This is a genomic window from Actinomyces oris, from assembly GCF_001929375.1.
GTDB classification, from domain to species: domain Bacteria; phylum Actinomycetota; class Actinomycetes; order Actinomycetales; family Actinomycetaceae; genus Actinomyces; species Actinomyces oris_B.
The window spans coordinates 1-22,949 of the sequence record NZ_MSGO01000062.1 but is presented as its reverse complement, the minus strand read 5'-3'; the positions used below and the strand labels follow the sequence as shown (position 1 = coordinate 22,949).

General features: G+C 65.9%; 20 protein-coding genes, 2 tRNA genes and 1 pseudogene. 10 read left to right on the top strand and 13 right to left on the bottom strand.

Annotated features, from left to right (window positions below):
- Nucleotides 1-270: pseudogene (locus BKH32_RS12010) on the top strand (IS5/IS1182 family transposase); the annotation flags it as partial.
- A gap of 6 nt (nt 271-276) precedes the next feature.
- On the opposite strand, the gene BKH32_RS12005 reads toward BKH32_RS12010, so the two are convergent.
- The 3 genes from BKH32_RS12005 to BKH32_RS11995 form a co-directional block, all read right to left on the bottom strand.
- Entirely contained in the window at nt 277-480 is a 204-nt protein-coding gene (locus tag BKH32_RS12005) for a helix-turn-helix transcriptional regulator (RefSeq protein WP_075250239.1), read from the bottom strand.
- The gene (locus tag BKH32_RS12000; RefSeq protein WP_075250236.1) at nt 477-866 is read right to left on the bottom strand and encodes a hypothetical protein; all 390 of its coding nucleotides are present in this window, start codon (nt 864-866) and stop codon (nt 477-479) included. Before BKH32_RS12000 ends, BKH32_RS12005 begins: the two co-directional genes overlap by 4 nt.
- 107 nt (nt 867-973) lie before the next feature.
- Complete coding sequence (locus BKH32_RS11995; RefSeq protein WP_075250235.1) at nt 974-1,489, bottom strand: HXXEE domain-containing protein; 516 nt, start codon at nt 1,487-1,489, stop codon at nt 974-976.
- Between the two features lie 94 nt (nt 1,490-1,583).
- Here BKH32_RS11995 and BKH32_RS11990 point away from each other — a divergent pair, with 94 nt between their 5' ends.
- Nucleotides 1,584-2,213 (top strand): TetR/AcrR family transcriptional regulator, encoded by a 630-nt coding sequence (locus BKH32_RS11990; protein WP_075250234.1) that lies wholly within the window; start codon nt 1,584-1,586, stop codon nt 2,211-2,213.
- A gap of 68 nt (nt 2,214-2,281) precedes the next feature.
- On the opposite strand, the gene BKH32_RS11985 is transcribed toward BKH32_RS11990, so the two are convergent.
- The 10 genes from BKH32_RS11985 to dnaA all read right to left on the bottom strand — a co-directional run bounded on the left by BKH32_RS11985 (nt 2,282) and on the right by dnaA (nt 13,657).
- Nucleotides 2,282-2,357: transfer RNA gene (locus BKH32_RS11985), tRNA-Ala, on the bottom strand.
- Nucleotides 2,358-2,389: 32 nt separating this feature from the next.
- The gene (locus tag BKH32_RS14125) at nt 2,390-2,524 is read right to left on the bottom strand and encodes a DLW-39 family protein (protein ID WP_009396342.1); all 135 of its coding nucleotides are present in this window, start codon (nt 2,522-2,524) and stop codon (nt 2,390-2,392) included.
- Between the two features lie 30 nt (nt 2,525-2,554).
- A tRNA-Ile gene (locus tag BKH32_RS11980) sits at nt 2,555-2,628 on the bottom strand.
- Nucleotides 2,629-2,677: 49 nt separating this feature from the next.
- Nucleotides 2,678-3,175, bottom strand: coding sequence for a DUF3566 domain-containing protein (locus tag BKH32_RS11975; protein ID WP_075250233.1), 498 nt, complete (start codon nt 3,173-3,175; stop codon nt 2,678-2,680).
- On the bottom strand, nt 3,172-5,856 hold the full coding sequence (gyrA, locus tag BKH32_RS11970; protein ID WP_075250232.1) for a DNA gyrase subunit A: 2,685 nt from the start codon (nt 5,854-5,856) through the stop codon (nt 3,172-3,174). The genes BKH32_RS11975 and gyrA overlap by 4 nt, the downstream gene beginning before the upstream one ends.
- A gap of 68 nt (nt 5,857-5,924) precedes the next feature.
- Nucleotides 5,925-7,952 carry a DNA topoisomerase (ATP-hydrolyzing) subunit B gene (gene gyrB / locus BKH32_RS11965; RefSeq protein ID WP_075250231.1) on the bottom strand — a complete coding sequence of 676 codons (2,028 nt, stop codon included), beginning with the start codon at nt 7,950-7,952 and terminating at the stop codon, nt 5,925-5,927.
- Nucleotides 7,953-8,278: 326 nt separating this feature from the next.
- Complete coding sequence (locus tag BKH32_RS11960) at nt 8,279-8,956, bottom strand: DciA family protein (protein ID WP_178384665.1); 678 nt, start codon at nt 8,954-8,956, stop codon at nt 8,279-8,281.
- The gene (gene recF, locus BKH32_RS11955) at nt 8,949-10,166 is read right to left on the bottom strand and encodes a DNA replication/repair protein RecF (RefSeq protein ID WP_075250230.1); all 1,218 of its coding nucleotides are present in this window, start codon (nt 10,164-10,166) and stop codon (nt 8,949-8,951) included. The genes BKH32_RS11960 and recF overlap by 8 nt, the downstream gene beginning before the upstream one ends.
- A gap of 13 nt (nt 10,167-10,179) precedes the next feature.
- Nucleotides 10,180-11,310 carry a DNA polymerase III subunit beta gene (gene dnaN / locus BKH32_RS11950; protein WP_075250229.1) on the bottom strand — a complete coding sequence of 377 codons (1,131 nt, stop codon included), beginning with the start codon at nt 11,308-11,310 and terminating at the stop codon, nt 10,180-10,182.
- A gap of 658 nt (nt 11,311-11,968) precedes the next feature.
- The gene (dnaA, locus tag BKH32_RS11945) at nt 11,969-13,657 is read right to left on the bottom strand and encodes a chromosomal replication initiator protein DnaA (RefSeq protein ID WP_075250237.1); all 1,689 of its coding nucleotides are present in this window, start codon (nt 13,655-13,657) and stop codon (nt 11,969-11,971) included.
- A 597-nt stretch (nt 13,658-14,254) separates the two neighbouring features.
- On the opposite strand from dnaA, the gene rpmH reads away from it, so the two are divergent.
- The 8 genes from rpmH (at nt 14,255) to BKH32_RS11905 (ending at nt 20,236) form a co-directional block, all read left to right on the top strand.
- Nucleotides 14,255-14,392 (top strand): 50S ribosomal protein L34, encoded by a 138-nt coding sequence (gene rpmH / locus BKH32_RS11940; RefSeq protein ID WP_026426261.1) that lies wholly within the window; start codon nt 14,255-14,257, stop codon nt 14,390-14,392.
- 52 nt (nt 14,393-14,444) lie between these two features.
- On the top strand, nt 14,445-14,780 hold the full coding sequence (gene rnpA, locus BKH32_RS11935) for a ribonuclease P protein component (protein ID WP_252862786.1): 336 nt from the start codon (nt 14,445-14,447) through the stop codon (nt 14,778-14,780).
- A 3-nt stretch (nt 14,781-14,783) separates the two neighbouring features.
- Nucleotides 14,784-15,068, top strand: a complete 285-nt coding sequence (gene yidD / locus BKH32_RS11930) for a membrane protein insertion efficiency factor YidD (protein WP_075250227.1) — start codon at nt 14,784-14,786, stop codon at nt 15,066-15,068.
- 93 nt (nt 15,069-15,161) lie between these two features.
- A complete protein-coding gene (yidC, locus tag BKH32_RS11925; protein WP_075250226.1) occupies nt 15,162-16,346 on the top strand; it encodes a membrane protein insertase YidC in 1,185 nt (394 codons plus the stop codon).
- Nucleotides 16,347-16,399: 53 nt separating this feature from the next.
- Nucleotides 16,400-16,990, top strand: a complete 591-nt coding sequence (locus BKH32_RS11920) for a protein jag (protein WP_075250225.1) — start codon at nt 16,400-16,402, stop codon at nt 16,988-16,990.
- A 2-nt stretch (nt 16,991-16,992) separates the two neighbouring features.
- Nucleotides 16,993-17,637: a 16S rRNA (guanine(527)-N(7))-methyltransferase RsmG gene (gene rsmG / locus BKH32_RS11915; protein ID WP_075250224.1), complete on the top strand. Its 645-nt coding sequence runs from the start codon at nt 16,993-16,995 to the stop codon at nt 17,635-17,637.
- Nucleotides 17,638-17,744: 107 nt separating this feature from the next.
- Nucleotides 17,745-18,647, top strand: a complete 903-nt coding sequence (locus tag BKH32_RS11910; RefSeq protein WP_075250223.1) for a ParA family protein — start codon at nt 17,745-17,747, stop codon at nt 18,645-18,647.
- Complete coding sequence (locus BKH32_RS11905; RefSeq protein ID WP_075250222.1) at nt 18,647-20,236, top strand: ParB/RepB/Spo0J family partition protein; 1,590 nt, start codon at nt 18,647-18,649, stop codon at nt 20,234-20,236. Before BKH32_RS11910 ends, BKH32_RS11905 begins: the two co-directional genes overlap by 1 nt.
- The last annotated feature ends 2,713 nt before the right edge of the window (nt 20,237-22,949 follow it).

Here is a 22,949-nt window from a genome sequence, read left to right as displayed (position 1 = left end):
AACCGGGCCTGGCTGCGCGCCCACCACATCCTCGCCACGATCCTGGTCAAGGCCGACCAGGCCGCCCACCGCAAGGCCAGGGGCCCACGCGGCGGGCGCCCACCAGCCTTCGACGCCGCCGCCTACAAGGACCGCAACGCCGTGGAACGCGGTTTCAGCCACCTCAAGCACCACCGGGCCCTGGCCACCCGCTACGACAAGCTAGCCGTACGCTACCGAGCAACCACCCACATCACCAGCATCGACCACTGGCTCAAACGACTTACATAACAGGCCCTAGGAGGCCTCGTCATCGGGGAAGAAGATCTCCTCGATGGTCAGACCGAAGACGCGCGCAATGGCGAAGGCCAGGGGCAGGGAGGGGTCGTAGCGGCCGGCCTCCAGGGCGTTGACCGTCTGGCGGGAGACGCCCAGCTCCTCGGCGAGGCGGGCCTGAGTCCAACTGCGCTGGGCGCGCAGCACCTTGAGGTCATTCCTCACCGGTACCGCCAGGTGGACCACAGCATCCCGACACCGAAGAAGAAGGCCCACACAACGGTTACCCACATGAGGCTGATATGAGGTGCTCCCACTTCCTCCAAGAAGCTGTAGGCGATCGACGTGATCACCGTCCCCGCGGCGGAGATGACGAGTGCTTCCAGCACTTTTCTCGCCTGCATCTCATCCGCTTCCCGGGCTAATCGCATCATCGCCCACGCACAGATGACAACACCAACCATGGGAAGTAGTACGACGACGAAGCGCCAGGGATTGTCTCCCAGAGATCGTGCCCACCTCAATCCGACAAAAACGCCGACGGAGTAGAGAACGGCACCGATACCAAATCGGATGGAGTAGGAGACAACCGCTTTGCGATCACCGAGCATGACTGCCTTCCGCCAATGGTGACATCGAGAGTGGCCGGATGGCATTGCCGGTCCGGCTCACTTTCGAGTATAAAGGAGCCTTGTCATTCGGTCAAGGTTACTTTCCTTTATGACGATGTCCCTCTACTTCTCGACGACCTTCTGGTCATCATGTACGCGATCCCATGAGCACTGCCGACAACGACCGGGAAGGCGGGAATGACCCATGGATGAGATCGCACCTCGATCCCGTGGGCTCGCAGCGTCCGCTTCGCGAAGATCCAGAAGGGCAGGACGACCGGCAGCGCCGTCGCCGACCCCGGGGTGTAGCGCCGGGCGAGGGCCGCCGTGGCCAGGTGGCTGAAGGTGTGCATGCCGTAGCCGTAGAGCACGGCCTGATAGAGGAACGAACGCCCGCGCGTGCGGTAGCCGTCAATGGAAGCAATAGCCATGAGGACGCCCATGACACTGACCCCCAGATAGACGTACTCACGCGAGCAGCCATGACGCCGGATGTCCTCGGGCAGGAAGGGGATCTTATCGAAGACCGGATGCGTCCAGCCGGGCATGGTGGCCACCTCCTCGAGGTCGTGAGCCAGCCATGAGAAGAACAGACCCCCGGTTACCAGCGAGACGGAGTCCATGTCGTCACCTCCAGTTTCGATACTGATAGTTGCGTAACCAATAGTAGCGCTTCCTCGCCGGCTCTGCCAGACTTCCCGTCAAGGAGAAGTGCAGATGAGTAGACCTTCGGCGGAGAACCGCGCAGGCGGCCGTGGTGGACGTCCTCGAGACACCACTGTTGATCAGCGGATCCTTCAGGCCACCACGTCCTTGCTCACTCAGAAGGGGTTTCGAGGTCTACGGGTTGATGACGTCGCCCGCAGCGCCGGAGTCCCGAAGTCAACGATCTACCGGCGATGGCCCTCACTGACGGATCTCGCCGTCGCCGCCGTCGACAATGCCTTGGGAGACAGGAAAGTCGTCATCAGCGATGACCCACTCGTCGACCTGGCCCAGATCGTCGTCCGTGCACACGCACTGCTCATCAGCTCGCCCCTGGCCAGTGCCCTGCCGCAGCTGGCCCTCGAGCTCGTCAACCGGCCCGAGACCGCTCGTCTCTACCGTGAACGAGTCATCAGCCCCCTGCGCGACGCCGCGATCGAGGCCGTCCAGCGCGCTATCGAGCAGGCCTCCTGGAAGGGACCGGAGGCTGAGACGAGCGTGGACATGATGATCGGTACAGGTCTGTACCGGCACAACTACCTGGGACACATGCCAACACTGGAGGAGGCCTTCACGATAGCCGACACTGTTGCGGGTCGTCGTCTTCCTCGTCCCGATTCTTCTGCGGAACGACGGCACTGAGCACGTTTCCCCGAGACCGACCACTATCAATGGGGCGCCCCGGGGAGGAGAGAATACGAGGAAGTAAGTGGTGGAGCCAACGGGACTCGAACCCGTAACCCCCTGCTTGCAAAGCAGGTGCGCTACCAATTGCGCCATGGCCCCTCGGGGAGGGTGATCACCAGTCCCGTCAGCTGCTAGTCAACGGGGTCGGTGACCTCTGCCCACGCGGCCCGCTCCATGCGGGCCGCCTCGAACCTGAGCCACGCGGCATAACCCGCGGCGGCCAGGAACGAAAAGACCGCGGCTGATACGACTGCACGGTTCCTCATGAAACCTCCTCATCGTCTCACCGCGGACGGTGGGCCTAGCTGGACTCGAACCAGCGACCTCATCCTTATCAGGGATGCGCTCTAACCAACTGAGCTATAGGCCCTTGCGACCGGAGAAGATTAACCTGCCCGGCCATGAGAGACCAAATCCGATCACTCGTCCGCAAGCGTGAGATGGATCCCACCAACGAGGGTGGCGGTGATGTTGTAGAGAAAGGCGCCCAGTGTGGTCAGGGCGGTCATCAGCACGATATCCACCACGGCGATAATCGTGGAGACGGCCAGGGCCCGCGGCAGCTCGAGGTAGGCCACGATCGCGGAGAAGGTGTTGGAGCGCTCACCGGCAACCGTCTTGACGAGATCCTCGATGGTGGAGAAGACGTGCATGGCGTCGAGCATGAACCACACGACCGCCGTGGCGATGATGAGCATGATGCCCGCGGCGAAGCTGAGCAGGAAGCTCGCCTTCATCACTGACCAGGGGTCGACCCGGGTCAGGGCCAGACGCACGCGGCGCGGCCCGGCGATGGTCTTCTTGCTCTTCTTGCTCTTGCCGCCCGACGCACTGCCGGAGGCATCCGCGCCACCCACAATGGATGCGGCACCTGCGGACTGCCCACCGTCAGGGGACATGGAAACCGGCTGGCTCATGCTTCGACCTCACTCTCGTTGTCTTCCAACGCTACCGTGTCCGCCGCTGAGTCCGCAGGAGAGTCGCCAGTGTCACCTTCCGGGGGCACGTGAGCCTGGCCGGTGGAGTCCGCCGACTCGGCACTCGGGGCGCTATCGGCACCATCGGCGGCATCAACTGCCTCCTCCATGTCCCGTTCGGTGCTGCGGGCCACCGCGATGATGCGGTCTCCGGCGTCGGGCTTGGCGAAAGTCACGCCCTGCGTGGTCCGGCCGGTGCGCGAGACCTCGACGACGGCGGAGCGGACCACCTTGCCCGAGGCCATGATGCACAGGACCTCGTCGCCGGAGTCGGTCACCAGGGCGCTCACGAGGTTGCCGCGCGCCTCGACGAGGTTGGCGACCTTGACGCCCAGCCCGCCGCGGCCCTTGACGGGGTAGTCGACGACGTTGGTGCGCTTGGCGTAGCCGCCCTCAGTGACGACGAACAGGTCGGCGTCCTGCCAGGAGGGGTCGACGACGTCCATGGCCAGCAGGTAGTCGTCCTCGCGGAAGCGCATGCCGGTGACGCCGCTGGTGGCCCGGCCCGTGGGGCGCAGGGTGTCGTCGTCGGCGTGGAACCGCAGGGACTGGCCGGCGCGGGAGACCAGCAGGAGGTCCTGCCCGGTGCTCAGGAGCCGGGCGGAGACGAGCTCGTCGTAGTTGCCCTCCTCGTCCTGGCGCAGGTTGATGGCGATGACGCCGCCGGAGCGGTTGGAGTTGTACTCGCTCAGGCGGGTCTTCTTCACCAGGCCGCGGCGGGTGGCCAGGACCAGGTAGTCGGCCTGGTCGTAGTCCTGGAGCTCCATGACCTGGGCGATCTCCTCACCGGGCTGGAAGGCCAGGAGGTTGGCCACGTGCTGACCCTTGGAGTCGCGCCCGCCCTCGGGCAGCTCGTAGCCCTTGGCGCGGTAGACGCGGCCGTAGTTGGTGAAGAACAGCAGCCAGCGGTGCGTCGTGGTGACGAAGAAGTGGTCGACGACGTCGTCCTCGCGCAGCGTGGCCCCGCGGATGCCCTTGCCGCCGCGGTGCTGGGAGCGGTAGGAGTCGGTACGGGTGCGCTTGGCGTAGCCGGACCGGGTGATGGTGACGACCACGTCCTCCTCGGGGATGAGGTCCTCCATGCTCATCTCACCGTCGAAGGGCACGATCCGGGTGCGGCGCTCGTCGCCGTACTTCTCGACGATCTCGGCCAGCTCGTCGGAGACGATGCCCCGCTGGCGCTCCGGGGAGGCGATGATCTCGCGCAGGTCCTTGACGCGGGCGCGCAGCTCCTCGGACTCCTCCTGGATCTTGAGGCGCTCCAGGGCGGCCAGACGGCGCAGCTGGAGGGAGAGGATGGCCTCGGCCTGGGCCTCGTCGACGTCCAGCAGGCCCATGAGGCCGGTGCGGGCCTCCTCGGTGGTGGGCGAGCGCCGGATGAGGGCGATGACGGCGTCGAGGGCGTCGATCGCCTTGAGCAGGCCCTCGAGGATGTGGAGGCGCTCCTCGGCCTTGCGCAGGCGGAAGCGGGAGCGGCGCACGATGACGTCGATCTGGTGGGCGACCCAGTGGCGCACGAACCCGTCCAGGCTCAGGGTGCGCGGCACCCCGTCGACCAGGGCGAGCATGTTGGCCGGGAAGTTGTCCTGGAGCTGGGTGCGCTTGTAGAGGTTGTTGAGGACCACCTTGGCGACGGCGTCGCGCTTGAGGACGATGACCAGTCGCTGACCGGTGCGCCCGGAGGTCTCGTCACGGATGTCCGCGATGCCGGTGACCTGGCCGTCGCGCACGAGCTGGGCGATCTTGTCGGCCAGGTTGTCGGGGTTGACCTGGTAGGGCAGCTCGGTGACCACGAGGCACTGGCGGCCCTGGATCTCCTCGACATTGACCACGGCCCGCTGGGTGATGGATCCGCGGCCGGTGCGGTAGGCGTCCTCTATGCCCCGCCGGCCCAGGATGGTGGCGCCGGTGGGGAAGTCGGGTCCGGGGATCCGCTCGATGAGGGCGTCGAGCAGCTCCTCGCGCGAGGCGTCGGGGTGCTCGAGGTACCACTGGGCTCCGCGGGCGACCTCGCGCAGGTTGTGCGGCGGGATGCGCGTGGCCATGCCGACGGCGATGCCCTCGGAGCCGTTGACCAGGAGGTTGGGGAAGCGGGCCGGCAGGATGACCGGCTCCTGGTTGCGTCCGTCGTAGTTGTCCTGGAAGTCGACGCTGTCCTCGTCGATGTCCCGGAGCATCTCCATGGCCAGGGGCGCCATCTTGCACTCGGTGTACCGGGGGGCGGCGGGCCCCAGGTTGCCGGGGGTGCCGAAGTTCCCCTGGCCGGCCACCAGCGGGTAGCGCAGCGACCACCACTGGACCAGGCGGGCCAGGGCGTCGTAGATGGCGCTGTCGCCGTGGGGGTGGTAGGTCCCCATGACGTCGCCGACGATGCGGGAGGACTTGGAGAAGGAGGCGGTGGGGCGGTAGCCGCCGTCGTACATGGCGTACAGGACGCGGCGGTGGACCGGTTTGAGCCCGTCGCGCACGTCGGGCAGGGCCCGGCCCACGATGACGCTCATCGCGTAGTCGAGGTAGGAGCGCTGCATCTCCATCTGGAGGTCGACCGGCTGGATGCGCTCGGGGGCGGCCACATTCGTCGCTCCCTCGTCGCCGATGATCTCTTCAACTTCGTCGCTCACAGGATTCCTTCGTGTTCAGAGGAGGTCGCCGGCAGCGGGCCGGCGGTTCACGTGTGGCTCGGTGCCGCTCAGATGTCCAGGAAGCGGACGTCGGAGGCGTTGCGCTGGATGAAGGAGCGCCGCTGCTCGACGTCGTCGCCCATGAGGATCGCGAAGGTCTCGTCGGCGTCGGCGGCCTCATCGAGCGTGACCTGCTTGAGGATCCGGGTCGTGGGGTCCATGGTCGTCTCCCACAGCTCGTGGTCGTTCATCTCGCCCAGACCCTTGTAGCGCTGGATCCCGCCGTCCTTGGGCAGGCGGCGGCCCTTCTCCTGTCCGGCGGCCAGGAGCTTGTCGCGCTCGGCGTCGGAGTAGGCGAACTCGTGCTCGGCGTTGGACCACTTGAGCCGGTAGAGCGGCGGCATGGCGATGTAGGTGTGGCCGTGCTCGATGAGCGGGCGCATGTAGCGGAACAGGAGGGTCAGCAGAAGGGTGGCGATGTGCTGGCCGTCGACGTCGGCGTCGGCCATGATGACGATCTTGCCGTAGCGCAGCTTGGCGATGTCGAAGTCCTCGCCGATTCCGGTGCCGAAGGCGGTGATGAGGCTGCGGATCGTGTCGGAGGACAGGGCCCGGTCCAGGCGCGCCTTCTCCACGTTGAGGATCTTGCCGCGGATCGGCATGATCGCCTGGTGCTCGGGGTCGCGGCCGCCGACGGCGGAGCCGCCGGCGGAGTCGCCCTCGACGATGAAGATCTCGGAGTCCGCGGCGTTCTTCGAGGAGCAGTCGCGCAGCTTTCCCGGCATGGAGGCGGACTCCAGGACGCCCTTGCGGCGGGTGGCCTCGCGGGCCTTGCGGGCGGCCAGGCGCGCGGCGGCGGCCTGGGAGGCCTTGGTGATGATGGCGCGGGCGTCGCCGGGGTGGGAGTCCAGCCAGTCGCCGAGCTGGGCGTAGACCGTCTGCTGGACGAAGGTGCGCGCCTCGGTGTTGCCGAGCTTGGTCTTGGTCTGGCCCTCGAACTGCGGCTCGGAGAGCTTGACGGAGATGACGGCGGTCAGTCCCTCACGGATGTCGTCGCCGGTGAGGTTGTCGTCGCGCTCCTTGAGCAGGCCCTTGTCCCGGGCGTACTTGTTGACCAGGGTGGTCAGCGCCGTGCGGAAGCCCTCCTCGTGGGTGCCGCCCTCGGTGGTGTTGATCGTGTTGGCGTAGGTGTGGACCGACTCGGAGTAGGCGCTGGTCCACTGCATGGCGATCTCCAGGCTGATGGAGTGGGTCTCGCCCAGGGACTGCTCGGCCTCGAAGTCGATGATCTCGGGGTGGATGAGCTCGGCCTTCTTGGACTTGTTGAGGAAGGCGACGTAGTCGCTCAGGCCGTGCTCGTAGCAGTAGGAGTCGGTGCGGAAGCCGACCTCGGGGGCGTCGGGGGCGGAGTCGTCCCCGGCGATCTCGTCGCCGACGTCCTGGACGCCGAGGCGCTCGTCGGTCAGGGTGATGCGCAGGCCCTTGTTGAGGAAGGCCATCTGCTGGAAGCGACGACGCAGCGTCTCGTAGTCGAAGTCGACCGTCTCGAAGATGCTGGGGTCCGGGTAGAAGGTCTGGGTGGTGCCGGTGGACTCGGTGGTCTCGCCCTTGACGAGCTCGGTGATGGGGCGGCCGCCGTCGGCGAAGGACATGCGCCACACGAAGCCCTGCCGGCGGACCTCGGTGTCCACCCGGGTGGACAGGGCGTTGACCACGGAGATGCCCACGCCGTGCAGACCGCCGGAGACGGCGTAGCCGCCGCCTCCGAACTTGCCGCCGGCGTGCAGGATCGTCATGACGACCTCGACGGTGGGCTTGTGCTCGGTGGGGTGCTCGTCGACCGGGATGCCGCGGCCGTTGTCACTGACGCGCACGCCGCCGTCGGCCAGGATGGTGACCTCGATGTGGTCGCAGTAGCCGGCCAGGGCCTCGTCGACGGAGTTGTCGACGACCTCGTAGACGAGGTGGTGCAGGCCCCGCTCACCGGTGGAACCGATGTACATGCCGGGGCGCTTCCGGACCGCTTCGAGCCCTTCGAGGACGGTGATGTCCGAGGCTCCGTAATCGTGATTCACAGTGGCGTCCTGGTCAGACACGTGTCAGTTGCTCCTCAATCTGTGCGCATCGGGACCTCGGTGGTCCGATGTCTCCGTCCAGGCCCTTCACACGACGATCCTGAGGAGGATCGTGCGCACACGTAGGTGGGTACATCAGGACGGCCCTGGGCGCACCTTGGGCGGTTTCACCGCATTCTAGCGTAGACGGGCCCGTGAACCGCTGCGCCGTGAGCAGCTGGGAGCGTGCCCGTGGTCACCTCTGTCTCGTATGGGTCACCGCGCCGCCCGGCGCCTGGCACCCGCTCCGTGTCTTTCCGACGACGACGGCTGCGGCCGGTGCGTTGACAATGATACCCGCGCTTCCACTATCCGTAGGTATCGCGCGGACCACGGGTACCGCGCAGGCCCACTCCGCGGCGCTTCCAGGACGGGCCGGCCGGCCCCAGGATCCGCAGCTCCACCCCGTCGCCGGTGCTGATCCCTCCGGCCTGGCGGCCGCCGGGCCCCGAGCGCAGGGCCTCGACGATCCTGGCCTCGATGGTGGGCTGGAGGAGCCGGAGCTGCTGGGCCCAGCTCGACGACGAGGCGCGCAGGGTGATGCGCCCGGCGTCGAAGGACTCGATGGTGCAGTGCTCGGCGACCTGCTCGCCCACGACGGACTGCCACCGGGCGACGACGCCGGCCACCGCGAGCTTTCCGGCCCAGCCGTTGTCGGCCACCATGCGGCGCAGCTCGCGCTGCCCGGTGCGGGGGTCGAAGGGGGTGGGGCCGGGACGGTCGCGGCCTCGCGCCAGCCCGGGGCCGCGGTCGGCCGGGTCGTCCGGGTTCTGTCCCAGCGCGCGGGCCAGCTCGCGGCGCTGGTCCCAGGGCGCCGCCTGCTGCGCGTCATTGCCCCCGGAACCGCCGGCGGGCTCGCGCAGCCTGCGGGCCGGGACACGGCTGTCGCCCTTCTCCCACGCCTGGGCGCGCTGGCGGGTCAGGGCCCGCTGGGCCAGGACATCGGGCAGCGGGCCGTCGCCGGTGGGCGCGGAGGGCTCAGCCACGGGTGACCTCACCGTCGGCCACGCGGTACCGGGCGCCGGCGAGCTCGGCGGGGACGTCGTCGTCGACGGCGGCGGTCAGCAGGACCTGCTGGGCCCCGGCGACCATCTGGGCCAGGGCCCGACGTCGCTGCTCGTCGAGGGAGGCGAAGACGTCATCGAGGATGAGTACCGGCTCACCGTCCCCGCCGTAGGCGTCGATGTCGGTGCGCAGCATGTCGTAGGAGGCCAGGCGCAGTGCCAGGGCCAGGGACCACTGCTCGCCGTGGGAGGCGAATCCGCGGGCGGGCAGACCGGCCAGGAACAGGCTCAGGTCGTCGCGGTGCGCGCCGACGAGGTTCGCGCCACGATCGATCTCGCGGGCGTGGAGCTCACCCATGGCGCTCTCCAGGCGCGTGGCCAGGGCGGCCTCATCGAGAAGCGTCTCCTCGCCGGCGAGCCAGGCCGACTCGTCGTGGGGGTCGGGCTCCGGGGATCCCTCGTGGGTCAGCAGGCTCGAGCGGTAGGCGATCTGAGCGCGGGAGCGCTGCCCGCAGGCCCCCGAGACGGTCTCGTAGCCGGAGGCCACCCAGGGGCGCAGGCGTCGGACGACGTCGACCCGGGCGGCGATGAGCCGGGCGGCCGCCGCGGCGAGCTGGGCGTCCCAGACCTCCAGGGTGGAGAGCATGGAGGCGGTCGAGGAGCGGGCCGCGCGCGCGGACTTCAGGAGGCTGGCGCGCTGGGCGAGGATCTTGTCGTGCTCGGCGCGCACCCCGGCCAGGCCCGGGCGCAGCGTGACCGCCAGGTCGTCGAGGAAGCCCCTGCGGATCCCGGGCTCGGCGCGCACCAGGGAGAGGTCCTCGGGGGCGAAGACGACCGCGCGCAGCACCCCGAGCAGGTCACGGGGCCGGCAGCCGCCCCGGTTGAGGCGGGCCCGATTCGCCTTGCCGGCGATGATCTCGATCTCCAGGACGCTGGGTCTCTCCCCGTGGACGGCCCGGGCTCGCACGACGGCGCCGGCCGGCTGGGCCTGCCCCGGTTCGGCCCGTCGCACCAGGGCGGTGTCCGCGCCGATCCGGTGGGAGGAGAGCGTCGCCAGATAGACGATGGCCTCGACCAGGTTGGTCTTGCCCTGCCCGTTGGAGCCGACGAAGGCGCAGGGGCCGGGCTCCAGGGACAGCACCAGGCTGCGGTAGGAGCGGAAGTCGTCCAGGGAGAGGTCAGAGACGTACATGCACCGTCGGGTCTCAGGCCCCGAAGCGGATCGGCATGAGCAGGTAGCGGAAGGAGGAGTCCTCGGTGCCCCCGATGGAGTCGATGCCGGTGAGCACCGCGGGCTTCGAGGCGTGGGTGAAGTCGAGACGGACGTAGGGCTGGTTGAGGGCGCCCAGGCCGTCGAGGAGGTAGCCGGGGTTGAAGGCGGTGGAGATGTCGTCTCCCTCGAGGTGGGCGACGAGCTGCTCGGTGGCCTGGGCGTCGTCGCCCTGTCCGGCGTCGAGCTCCAGGTTGCCCTGGGTGAAGGACATGTGGATGGGGGTGGAGCGGTCGGCGACGAGGCTGACGCGGCGCACGGCCGCCATGAGCTCGTCGGTGCCCACGGTGGCGTGGATCGAGGTGGTCTCCGGGAAGAGGCGGCGCACCGGCGGGTAGTCGCCGTCGGTGAGCAGGGAGGTGGTGCGCCGGCCGCCGGCCTCGAAGCCGATGAGGCTGGAGGCGGCCGACTCGCTGCTGAGGGCCACGGTCACGTCGCCCGAGGAGGTCAGGGACTTGGCGACGTCGGACAGGGTGCGGGCCTTGAGCAGGGCCGTGGTGGACAGCTCGGTGTTGGACGGCGACCAGGTCAGCTCCCGCATGGCCAGGCGGTAGCGGTCGGTGGCCATGAGGACCAGCGAGCTGCCCTCGACCTCGATCTGGACGCTGGTGAGCAGGGGCAGGGTGTCGTCGCGGGAGGCGGCGATGGAGACCTGGCCGACGGCGCGGGCCAGGTCGTGGGCGTCGATCGTTCCGGCGACGGCGGGCATGACCGGCAGCGCCGGGTAGTCGTCGGCGGCCATGGCCGCCAGGGAGAAACGGGCCGATCCGCAGGAGACGGCGACCTTGTTGCCCTCGACCTCCAGGTCGACGGGCTTGTTCGGCAGCGACTTGGCGATATCGGCCAGGAGCCGTCCGGAGACGAGGACGACGCCGTCCTCCTCGACGTCGGCGGCCACCTCGCAGTGGGCCGAGACCTCGTAGTCGAAGGAGGCCAGGACCAGGCTGGAGCCCTTGGCCTCCAGCCTGACTCCGGCGAGCACGGGCACCGGCGGGCGGGCGGGTACGGATCGTGCAGTCCAGGTGACGGCTTCGGCGAGGATGTCTCGGTCAACCCTGAGCTTCACGGTAGGTGCCTCCGTCAATCGTGGTCGGTCGGTCAGCAGGCGTCGTGGCACTCCTGAGCCGAGGAAGGAACGTGGGCGCCGGCAGGTCACCGGCGGATAGTCGTCATCGGAACGGCGTCGCTGGGTACGCGGTCCTGGGTCGAGAGTGTAGACGGTAGTCCGTGGGAGTCACTCTGTCACCAGCGATCACCCATGCTCCTCCCATGTGCCTCCCTGAATGACAAGAGCCCGCTGGTCCGGTTCCGGCCTCGTTGGCCGATCGTGCTTCGCGATGTCATGTCATTTGGGTTTGTAGGTGTAGTAGCACGTGTGGATGCTGGGGATAACAGGATCTTTCGCCGTCATGACGCCAATGGAGCTGGGGAATGACACGTGGGTGGTTCTGGTGAGTCAGGCACCGTCCCGGTGGAGGGAGCGCATGACATCCATGTCATTCCACAGCGGGGGTGCGCTACCTCCACAGCGACACGCTCACTCCTCCACGTGCCGTCCTCAGCCCCGTCCACAGCGGTGGTTGATGTGGTCCGGTGAAGGCACTCTTGGCAACCATCCGCGCCGCTCGTTCCTCGCGGCGCTCCCGCCAGACCCGTCCACGCCTTCGGGCACCTTCACCGGACCACATCTGCCTGCCGCGTGAATGTTGTGTCCCGTCGTCGGGTCAGGCAGGAGACTGGGCGGCCTGCTTGATGCGGCTGGTCAGCTCGGTGACCTGGTTGAAGGTGGAGCGCCGCTCGGCCATGAGGGTGCGGATCTTCTTGTCCGCGCTCATGACGGTGGTGTGGTCGCGTCCGCCGAACTCCCGCCCGATCTTGGGCAGGGAGAGGTCGGTGAGCTCGCGGCACAGGTACATGGCGATGTGGCGGGCCGAGACCATGGTGCGTGAGCGGTTGGCCGAGCACAGGTCGTCGATGGTGATGCCGAAGTAGTCGGCGGTCTGCGCCATGATGAGGGAGGTCGTGATCTCCTGGCCCTCGGGGTCGGAGATGATGTCCTTGAGGACCATCTCGGCCAGGGTCTGGTCGACGGGCTGCTTGTTGAGTGAGGCGAAGGCCGTCACGCGGATGAGCGCGCCCTCGAGCTCGCGGATGTTGGTGGTGATGCGCGAGGCGATGTACTCCAGGACGTCGAGGGGCAGGTCGAGACCCTCGGCGGTGCCCTTGCGGGAGAGGATCGCGATGCGGGTCTCCAGGTCCGGGGGCTGGACGTCGGCCAGCAGGCCCCACTCGAAGCGGGAGCGCAGGCGCTCGTCGAGCCCGCCGAGGGCCTTGGGGGGCTGGTCGGAGGTGAGGACCACCTGCTTGCCCGAGGAGTGCAGGGAGTTGAAGGTGTGGAAGAACTCCTCGAGGGTCGACTCCTTGCCCTGGAGGAACTGGATGTCGTCGACCAGGAGGATGTCGACCTCGCGGTAGCGTCGCTTGAAGCCCTCCATACGGCCGTCGTCCTGGTTGCCGTCGCGCACGCAGGCGATGAAGTCGGAGACGAAGACCTCGGAGTTGACGTACTTGACGCGGATTCCCGGGTTGAGGGTCTGGGCGTAGTGGCCGATGGCGTGCAGGAGGTGCGTCTTGCCCAGGCCGGAGCCGCCGTAGATGAACAGGGGGTTGTAGGCGCGGGCCGGGGCCTCGGCGACAGCCAGTGCCGTGGCGTGGGCGAAGCGGTTGGAGGAGCCGGTGACGTAGGTGTCGAAGGTGTATCTCGGATTGAGCTGGGAGACGTCGTGGGCGGCCGTGGGCGTCAGCAGGCCGCTGGAGTTCTGGAGGAGGGTGCTCCCGGGGCTGTAGGTGCCGGGAAGTCCTGACCTGGGGGGAAGGGAACCCGACATCGTCGACGGCGCCGAGGATGCGGAGGCCTGGGCGTGAGACATCGGTGACGGGGCGCTCGCCGAGTAGGGCGAGGACTCGGAGAACTGCTCACCGTAAGCGGGCACCGTTGGTGCGGCGGGCACAGTGGGCACAGTGGGTATGGCCGACCCGGTGGAGGGCCCCGACGGCTGGGGCGGGACCGAGGGGGACGGGGAGGATGCCGGTGCGGGGGCGACGGTCGCCAGGTTGACGGGTTCGGGAGCCACCGGGGGCATGGGCGCGCGCGAGGCCTCCGAGGAGGTGTCGACCGTGACCTCCATGGGCATGGGGCGTCCCCAGACCTGGCTGATGGCGGCGCTGATGGGAGCACGTGCCTGCTCGACGATGTCCTTGGCGAAGGCCGATCCGACGACGAGGACGAGCGTGCCGTCGACGTCGATGAGGTGGGTCATGCGAATCATGGACATCTTGCCCTGTCCCAGCTCTCCGGAGCTGGAGAGCACCTCAAGGGCTGAGAGCCATTTGGTATTGGCGGCGTCGGGCACGACGGACTCCTGATCGGCATGGTTGGTGAACCCGGTGACTGCAGCCCGACCGACGCCGGCCGGGGCCCTGCGTCGATGATGACAGGGCTGTGTGGAACTGGCGAACCGGAAGGTCCTGACCAGGCGTCCCATCATGCTGGTTCTCCACAGCCTTGTCCACACCTGGGGACACACAGAGCGATGACTCACAGGAAATGTTCAGAATAAACTCTGAAAACAGTAGGTATGGATGGTTTCGATCATGCGCCGCCAGCCCGCGGAATGACAGATGTGTCGTCATTGACAGGGCTTTCGAGACGGTATGCACAGGTCAAGGAGTTATCCACATATCCGCAAGGCTGTGGACGCACCGCTTCCCACAGCCGTGGACACGAACCGGTCCCGGTTGTGGACGGAGTGTGGAGAGGATGTGGATGACGCCACCGGTCACAGTGGTCACAGTCGGTCACATTCGTTTGACCGGCAAGAGGGCCAAACGTAGGCTGTTGCAGACGTTCGCGCGGAGTCAGGTCCCGAACCATGGGGCAGCCGCACGAGCGACAGCGCCGCGAACCTCGCGATGCACTGTTCCGATCACCTCAAGCAGGAGTTAAGCCCGTGAGCAAGCGGACCTACCAGCCGAACAACCGTCGTCGTGCCAAGGTGCACGGCTTCCGCAAGCGCATGTCCACCCGCGCAGGCCGCGCCGTCCTCGCTTCGCGGCGCCGCAAGGGCCGCGCTCGCCTCGCCGCCTGAGGTGCTCGGCGCGGCGCACCGATTAGCGCGGGGTGAGGACTTCACTACCGCGATTCGTCGGGGTACGCGCTGCGGGAACCGCAGGCTGGTCGTGCACTACCACGCCGGCGGGAGAGGGGATGACTCCCCGGCTCTCGTCGGCGTCGTCGTGCCCAAGAAGCAGGTCCCGCTGGCGACCCGCCGCAACCGCGTCAAGCGCCGGGTCAGAGCCCTCATGGCGCAGCGGATCGGTTCCCTGGAACCGGGAGCCCGCGTCGTCGTGCGCGGACTGGCGGGTGCCGACGGCGCCGACAGCAGCACCTTGGGACGGGACCTGGATCGGCTTCTGAGCCGGTGCCGGGAGCGTCAGACCGAAGGCGCCGGCAATGAGCCGGCCGGTCGCGGGTGAGCGATGAGCGGATGGGCGACGCGAGTCCTCGTGGCTCCGGTGCGTTTCTACCAGCGCTTCATCTCTCCGGCCCTGCCGGCCTCCTGTCGTTACCACCCCACGTGCTCGGCCTATGCCGTCACGGCGCTGGAGGTGCACGGTCCGATCAAGGGCATGCTGCTGGCCCTGTGGCGGCTGCTTCGATGCAACCCGTTGACCCCGGGTGGAGTCGACCACGTCCCGGATAAGGGACAGTGGCGGTACCACCACCCCCGTGACATTCCGAGGTTCATGGTCGAGGACCCCTGACCGACGCCGCTGAACCGGTGGACATGATGCCGGCTCAGACCCTGAGCCCACACTGATACCTCTCGCACGAGAACCCTCATACAAGGAGTACGGATGGACACGTTGCTGTGGCCCCTCAAGGTGGCCGTGGCCTGGGTCATGGTCACGATCCACAAGGCCCTGGTCCTCATCGGGTTCCCCGAAGGACCGGGTATTGCCTGGGTGCTGTCCATCATCGGTCTGACGATCGTGGTGCGGCTGCTCATCATGCCGCTGTTCGTCAAGCAGATCCGAGCCTCGCGCGGGATGCAGCTCCTCCAGCCGGAGATGCAGGCGCTTCAGGCCAAGTACAAGGGCAAGAAGGATCCCGAGTCGCGCCAGCGCATGAACGAGGAGATGATGGCGCTCTATCGCAAGCACGGGACCAATCCCTTGGCCTCCTGCCTGCCGATCCTGGTGCAGATGCCCATCTTCTTCGCCCTGTTCCGCGTGCTGGCCTCACTGGGCGCCGTCGCCAACGGCCATCCTGCGATCGGTCCGCTCACGCAGCAGCTGGCCGAGCAGGTCCAGGCCTCCAGCGTCCTGGGAGCCAGCCTGTCCTCCTCCTTCATGAGCAGCTCCGACACACAGGTCAAGATCGTCACGGTCGTCATGATCATCATCATGTCGGTGACGCAGTGGTACACCATGGCGCAGCTGTCGATGAAGAACATGTCGACGGAGTCCCTCAATTCCGACAACCCCATGATCCGTTCCCAACGGATGATGCTGTACGTGATGCCGGTGATCTTCGCCGTCTCCGGCGTCAACTTCCAGATCGGTGTGCTCGTCTACTGGGTCGTCTCCAACCTGTGGACCATGGGCCAGCAGTTCTTCACCATCCGCAACATGCCCGCACCCGGCAGCGAGGCTGAGAAGAAGTACCGCGCCCGGATCAATGCCAAGCGGGCGCGCAAGGGACTGCCCTCCCTGGAGGAGGAGGAACGGGCTGAGGCGATCGCCAAGGCCGAGGCCGAGGGGCGTACCGGAGGCCAGCGGGTGCAGCCGGTGCGCAAGAACCGGCAGAAGAAGTCAGGCGGTCAGGGCGAGTCCCGCAGCGAGGACGTCACCAACGTCACCAATGACTCCGACGTCGAACAGCTCGAGGACGCAGACGAGGAGAAGGAATCGACCTCGTCCAAGAGCGGCGGCCTCAGCGATGAGGAGATCGCCCGACGTCGATATGAGCGCCGAGCCCGTCAGCGTCGCGAGGCCGCGGCCCGACGCAAGGCCCAGGCCAAGAAGAAGCACAACCGCTGAAGCGTGCTCAGCGGTGAGATAACCCGGTTCCCATCACAGATACGGATGACATTATGAGCGAGCAGCACAATAACGACTCCTCTCACCAGTCAGCGCAGGACGCCGTGAGCAGTACCGTCTCGCGCCTCGAGGAGGAGGGTGAGATCGGCGCCGACTACCTCGAGGAGCTCCTCGACATCGCCGACCTGGGCGGTGACATCGATATCGACATTGATCACGGGCGCGCCTCCATCGCCGTGGTCGCCTCCGAGGAGGGTGACGAGCGTGAGCTCGCCGACCTCGTTGGACGCGACGGGGAGGTGCTGGAAGCCGTTCAGGAGCTGACCCGTCTCGCGGTTCAGGCGCGCACCGGCAACCGCTCCCGGCTCATGCTCGACATCAACGGCTACCGTGCTGATCGTCGTATCGAGCTCACCAAGGTCGCTCAGGAGGCGGTCACCAAGGTCCTCACCTCGGGAGAGGCCGTCAGCCTCGAGCCGATGAACCCCTTCGAGCGCAAGGTGTGTCACGACGTCGTCGCCGCCGCCGGGCTGGTCTCCGAGTCCGAGGGCGCTGAGCCGCACCGCTACGTCGTGGTCCTGCCCGCCGATGAGGAGGGCGTTGACGAGGACGCGGCTGACGACTCCGCTGCGGAGCAGGCCTGAGCATGAGTGAGGAGCAGCGGGCCCAGGTGGAGGAGCCGACGGCGGAGATGCGGGAGATCTTCGGGGTCTCCTTCTCCGCGGCGGAGCACTTCGCGCAGATGCTCGCTGAGGAGGGTGAGCTGCGCGGTCTGGTCGGGCCGCGCGAGCTTCCCCGCCTGTGGACCCGGCACATCGTGAACTCGGCTGCCGTGGTCCCCTTCCTGCCGGCCCGGGGAAGCGTGGCCGACGTGGGGTCCGGGGCCGGCTTTCCCGGTATCGTCGTCGCGCTGCTGCGCCCCGACCTCGATGTGACGCTCATTGAGACGATGGAGCGGCGCACTCAGTGGCTCTCCGACGTCGTCGAGGAGCTGGACCTGGACAATGTGACCATTCGGCGGGCTCGGGCCGAGAAGGTCAAGGACCGCTATGACGTGGTGACGGCTCGCGCGGTGGCGAACCTGTCCAAGCTGGTGCGGTTGACGGCGCCATTGCTCCGACCGGGGGGTGCCCTGCTCGCCCTCAAGGGCATGCGGGCTCAGGACGAGGTCGACGACGCCAAGTATGTCATTAAGAAGGCAAAGTTATCAATCGCTGTTGTTCATGAGGTCGTTACTGCCGGTGACGAAACGACAGCAGTTGTTGAGATTCGCCGCCCGAAGAACCGTTGAGATACGGCGCGCGTTCGGTGTAACACGTAAGGATCGACCTGCTCGCGTAGACTCGTAACTGCCCGACTGGCTCGGGCTGTTGGGTCGCCGTCCGAGGAGAAGCAGGTTTGTCCGGATCGTCTATCTTCGATCAGCTCCAGGCCGAGCACCTCGCGTTAGACGAGGTAGCGGGTGGAGAGTTCCCACATCCCGAGCGGACTCGTGTCATCGCAGTCGCCAACCAGAAAGGCGGCGTCGGAAAGACATCGACCGCGGTGAATCTTGCAGCGGCTTTGGCTGAAGGCGGGCTGCAGGTCCTGGTCATCGACGCCGACTCGCAAGGAAATGCCTCCACAGCGCTGGGGGTGGAGCATGATGAGGACAGCGCCTCCATCTACGACGTCCTCGTTGATACCATGCCCATCAAGGACGTCGTCACCAAGACGCGATTCTGCGAGTCCCTGTGGTGTGTGCCTGCGACCATTGACGTGGCTGCGGTTGAGATAGAGCTCATCTCCACGGCTGAGCGTGAGTCACGTCTGCGGCGCGCCCTGGTGGACTACCTGGTTTCACGTGAAACGGATGGTCTGGAGTCCCTTGACTACGTCATCATCGATTGCCCGCCGAGCCTCGGCATTATGACGATCAACGCCTTCGTCGCTGCTGACGAGGTTCTGATTCCGATGCAGGCCGAGTACTACGCTCTCGAAGGCCTCGCCCTGTTGACGCGCTCCATTGACAGGATCGCACGCATTCACAATCCGGGACTGGGAGTCTCGATGATTGTGCTCACCATGTTTGACGGACGCACCACCCTGGCCCGTGAGGTGGAGTCCGAAGTTCGTTCCTATTTCCCTGATGCGACGCTGGACACCAAGGTGCCACGTTCCATCCGTGTTGCCGAGGCCCCCTCCTTCGGTGCTCCTGTGGTGTTCTGGGATCCCCGGTCCACCGGCGCAATTGCGTACAAGAAAATGGCTCGTGAGGTCGCTCTGCGGGGCGCTCCCCGAATTGAAGGCGAGGAAGCCTGATGGCTCAGAAACGGCGCGGACTGGGACGAGGTCTGCAGGCGCTGATTCCGGAGGCGCAGAAGGAGAAAGTACCTGCTGCGTCTCGTCCTTCCGATGTGTTCTTCCCCGACTCGCGGAAGGACGAGTCACGTGATGAGGATGCGGCCGCTCAGGCCGAGCATGTCGCTGAGGAGCCTGAGCTGGCCTCCGAGGCGCGCAGTACTCGCGATCTGACTGCCACTCTCCTGGCTCCGTCTCAGCGGAAGCGTGGATCCAAGAGTCGCTCGACTCGCTCGACGACCGCATCCAAGACCACCGCTCAGAGCAAGCAGACGAAGTCGGTTTCACGTGAAACCACAGCGGATTCGACGGCTCCCGCTCAGGTGACGGAGAAGAGGACTGCGAAGAAGTCGTCTTCCGCTGCCGTCCCGAAGCGGACCGCGTCGACCGCCCCGAAGCAAGCGACTAAGCAGACATCCAAGGCAGCACCTGCTGCGGTGGAGGAGCCTTCGCACGAGGCCTCCACGGTCGAAGAGATTCAGAACAAGGTTGCTTCGGAGTCAGTTCCACAACCGGAATCAACGCCAGTGGTTCCCGATGTTTCACGTGAAACGGAGGAGGAGCATTCCGCCATTGCCGATCATGGTGACTCGGGCTCTGAGAGGGAGCAGACTGAGGAGGACCTGCCGGCGGCGTCGCCTGACACTCGAACTGAGGCACCCGACGAGGCCGATGGTGAGAATGAGGCGGTGGAAACGGACGCGGATGACCTTGTTCCTGTTCCGGGTGCCCGTTTTGCTGAGATTCCGGTGGGGTTGATTCACCCGAACCCCCGTCAGCCCCGTCAGGTCTTCGACGAGGACGACATTGCCGAGCTGGCGGCCTCGATTGCTGAAGTGGGTCTGCTGCAGCCGATTGTGGTGCGCCAGGTGCCGACTGCTCCGGGAGAGGAACTTCGGTATGAGCTCATTATGGGTGAGCGTCGTCTTCGTGCTTCCAAGGAAGCCGGGCTGGAGACGATTCCGGCGGTCGTTCGAGACACCGACGACGTCGATCTGCTGCGTGACGCGCTCTTGGAGAACCTGCACCGAGTCCAGCTCAACCCCTTGGAGGAGGCGGCGGCCTACCAGCAGCTGCTGGAGGACTTCCAGTGCACTCACGCGGAGCTCTCCGAGCGGATTGCCCGGTCGCGTTCCCAGATCTCCAACACGTTGCGTCTCATGAAACTACCACCGTTGGTGCAGCGCCGGCTCGCAGCAAATGTCATTTCAGCAGGCCATGCCCGCGCGCTTCTGGGTCTCCCCAATGCGGCGGAGATGGAGCGACTCGCTCAGCGTGTGGTGGCCGAAGGACTGTCGGTGCGTGCCACGGAAGAACTCGTCGCGCTTCATGAGGAACCTGAGCCGGGATCGGGGCAGCCGAAGGTCTTGCGTGCTCGGAGTACCCCTCTCCCGGCGCTTTCAACTCGTCTTTCCGATGCCTTTGACACTCGCGTCAAGGTGACACGCGGAGCGAAGAAGGGGCGTATCACCATTGAGTTCGCGGGCGATGAGGACCTTGCTCGCCTTGTCGACGCGCTGGCGCCGGGGACGTCTCTCGATGAGGAGTAGCCTGCGCTGATTGTGCGAGCCGCGGTGGGGCCGAGACATTGATCGTCTCGGCCCCACCGTTGTCTCTGCTGATTGGGGTGACCTCGGTCTGGGTGCGACCCGGGGCTGGTCCGTGTTTCACGTGAAACATGGCTGCAGTCGTCGGTGATCCAATGATGCGAGGTGAGCTGAAAGGTGTAGTCCACTGTGACACAGTTTGATTGTGTTAGTGCAGCGTTTCGCGTGTTTCACGTGAAACACGCGGACACTGGACTGCACGTCATTGCTGAGGTTCGAGGACGAAGGAGAACGGCCTTTCGAGCCGTGGCGGGACTGTTGTCCTGTCTCATGACTTCCGAGAACTTCGGATGTTATGGCATCTGAGACTCTGGATGGGGTGTTGCCCCGGGCTTTCGTGACGTATGCACGAGCCCTGGCTGGCGCCTCCCCACTCTCGCGGAGTGGGATCGACCTGGGGAGGGGTAGGCGTTGAGCCATGACCTCGGGCTGAGAGCGCCCGGCCCCGCCACCGTGACCCCACCGGGTCGATCAGGCTACGACTCGGTGTCCACGGCGTTGACATCAACGGCTTCGCCGTCGAGGCAGCCAGCGGGGATCGTCGGATGCTGCGGTCACTCCTCTGCGTGCAGGGCCGGTGCGGTGTTGAACCAGAACCTTGGACACCGGCACGCCGCCGGGTCGCATTCAATGGCTCACCCCGCATCCGGAATGACGAACCACCCCGGCTCTTGCCTGAGCGAGTATCTCAGAAGCGAGGAGACAAGACCCTGGGGAGGGATTGTTGGGACGTCCAAGGTTTCACGTGAAACAAGGGAGGTACTGCCGCGCTGCCATTGAATGTGCGTTCTGGGACCCTATTGAGGCATAGTCGGCATCGGTGACCGTGAAGCCAAAACGCTGAACGAAGAAGGCGTGCTGGAAGGGAACGAGTCGCGACGGTCGCGCGAGCGGTTGTTGGATGTGCGCGCGAATGACGTTGAACAAGCCTGCGCTCCTCAGACTCGTGCGCAGGTCGAATCGGAACCGACGTGGGACATTCACATCCATACACAGATACGCTCTCAGTGCGTGTCGTCGGCGCTTGGAGGGCGGTAGTGTCAAGAACCAGGACTCTGAGAACGTCATCATGTGCGTGGGTTTCGTCGATACGCACGGTCCTTTGAATCCTATGGCGACGGCGAACGACTGGATATCCCGTGGTTTCACGTGAAACCGGGGTAGGACTCCTTCCCCTCTTCGTGGGGTAGGGGCGGCGTTCATCGTGCGCATTGCTGCTTCTTCTTGGGCAGACAGATTGGTGGGAAGAGAAAGCCTGTTCCCCCTAGACGACACCCACGAATGAGGAGGAGACAGTGACGCCTAGCTGACCGCTATGTGCAGCAGACCGGAGAGTGAGGAGGCTTATGGCGACAACCCGAGTACTGCTGGTTTCACGTGAAACCAGCTGGGGGTTGATGGAGGGTGGCTTTCGGTCAGGGTCTTCCGATGGACGTGGTGCTCATGAGCACGTACTTGATTACTAGTGGGCGATGCCGTCTCAGCCCCTTCCCCCAGGGGGAGGTATCGATTATCTCTCCAGCAGTGAAGATTGCTCGGGTAGCCCATACTCTGTACCGCATCGGTTGGCGCCCGGAGCACTGCGTCAAGGCCGGCCTTCAGCATAGTTGTGCGGTGATGAGACATACGTGAGGCTACAGGATTCTCACGGTAGTATCGGGCATGCCAGGCACCGACAAGAGATGCACTGGGCTGACCATTCCCGGGAGCAAGGGCTGCAGGGTGACGTCGGCGCTGCCGTGATGCCAACACAATCCCCGTGAGCAGGTTTCACGTGAAACCAACAGCGGCGCGTCCGACGGAAATGTTCCCAGAGATTCCGCAGACGGAACCGAGCACTGAAACCGTGACTCCAAGCTGCCGGATGGGCCGCGCTGGATTCTTCTTCCCCGGAGGCAGACATGGCATGTGCTGTAGCACGTGAGGACCAACCGGATGCCGCTGCTGTGTGGATGCTGGCGGTCTACCGTTGAGTACGTGGCGCCCGATGGGATGGAAGGCATACTGTTGAGGCGGAAGAGCGTGGCAGAAACATCTGCTTTGGCTGGCGTTGATCGAGTTCCGTGTATCGGAGAAGCACAGCGAATCCGATAACCACAACGTGCACCGCCGGACTGGCGTGTGTGGCATGGTGAGCGTTTTCCGGTGGCTGTGGGCCGGTTTCACGTGAAACCAGAAGAGAACTGACTCAAGTCTGCTCTCGATCATCATCATCCGATAGACGTAACGCCAATGCGTATGTGACCCGCTGCGTGCGAGCGATATCCGGCTTATCGGCCTCTTCCCCGGGGGAGACGCCGGTCTCTCCCCGGAGACATGGATGACGGATTACTAACCATTCTCAGCGTCGCAAAGATCAGCAACCGAGTGCGCGGAGTGGGTGTTGCGCCAGGCATCGTCGGTCGGTACGGAGGCCTGCAGCAGACCGCTGGGCTCCTCCAGCCAAACTGAGCATGCACCGTGGGTGATGCGCTTGTGCTGGGGAGGTTTCACGTGAAACCTGCTGAGTGCTGAAGGAGGGATACTCCCGTTCAGATTCATCAGATGGATGCGATGCTCATGTGCCTGTGGCTCGACACTAGCGCTCGAGAACCGCTGTGTCAGCCCCTTCCCCGGGGGAGGCACCGGCCCTCTCCCTAGCTGTACTTCCTTGGGA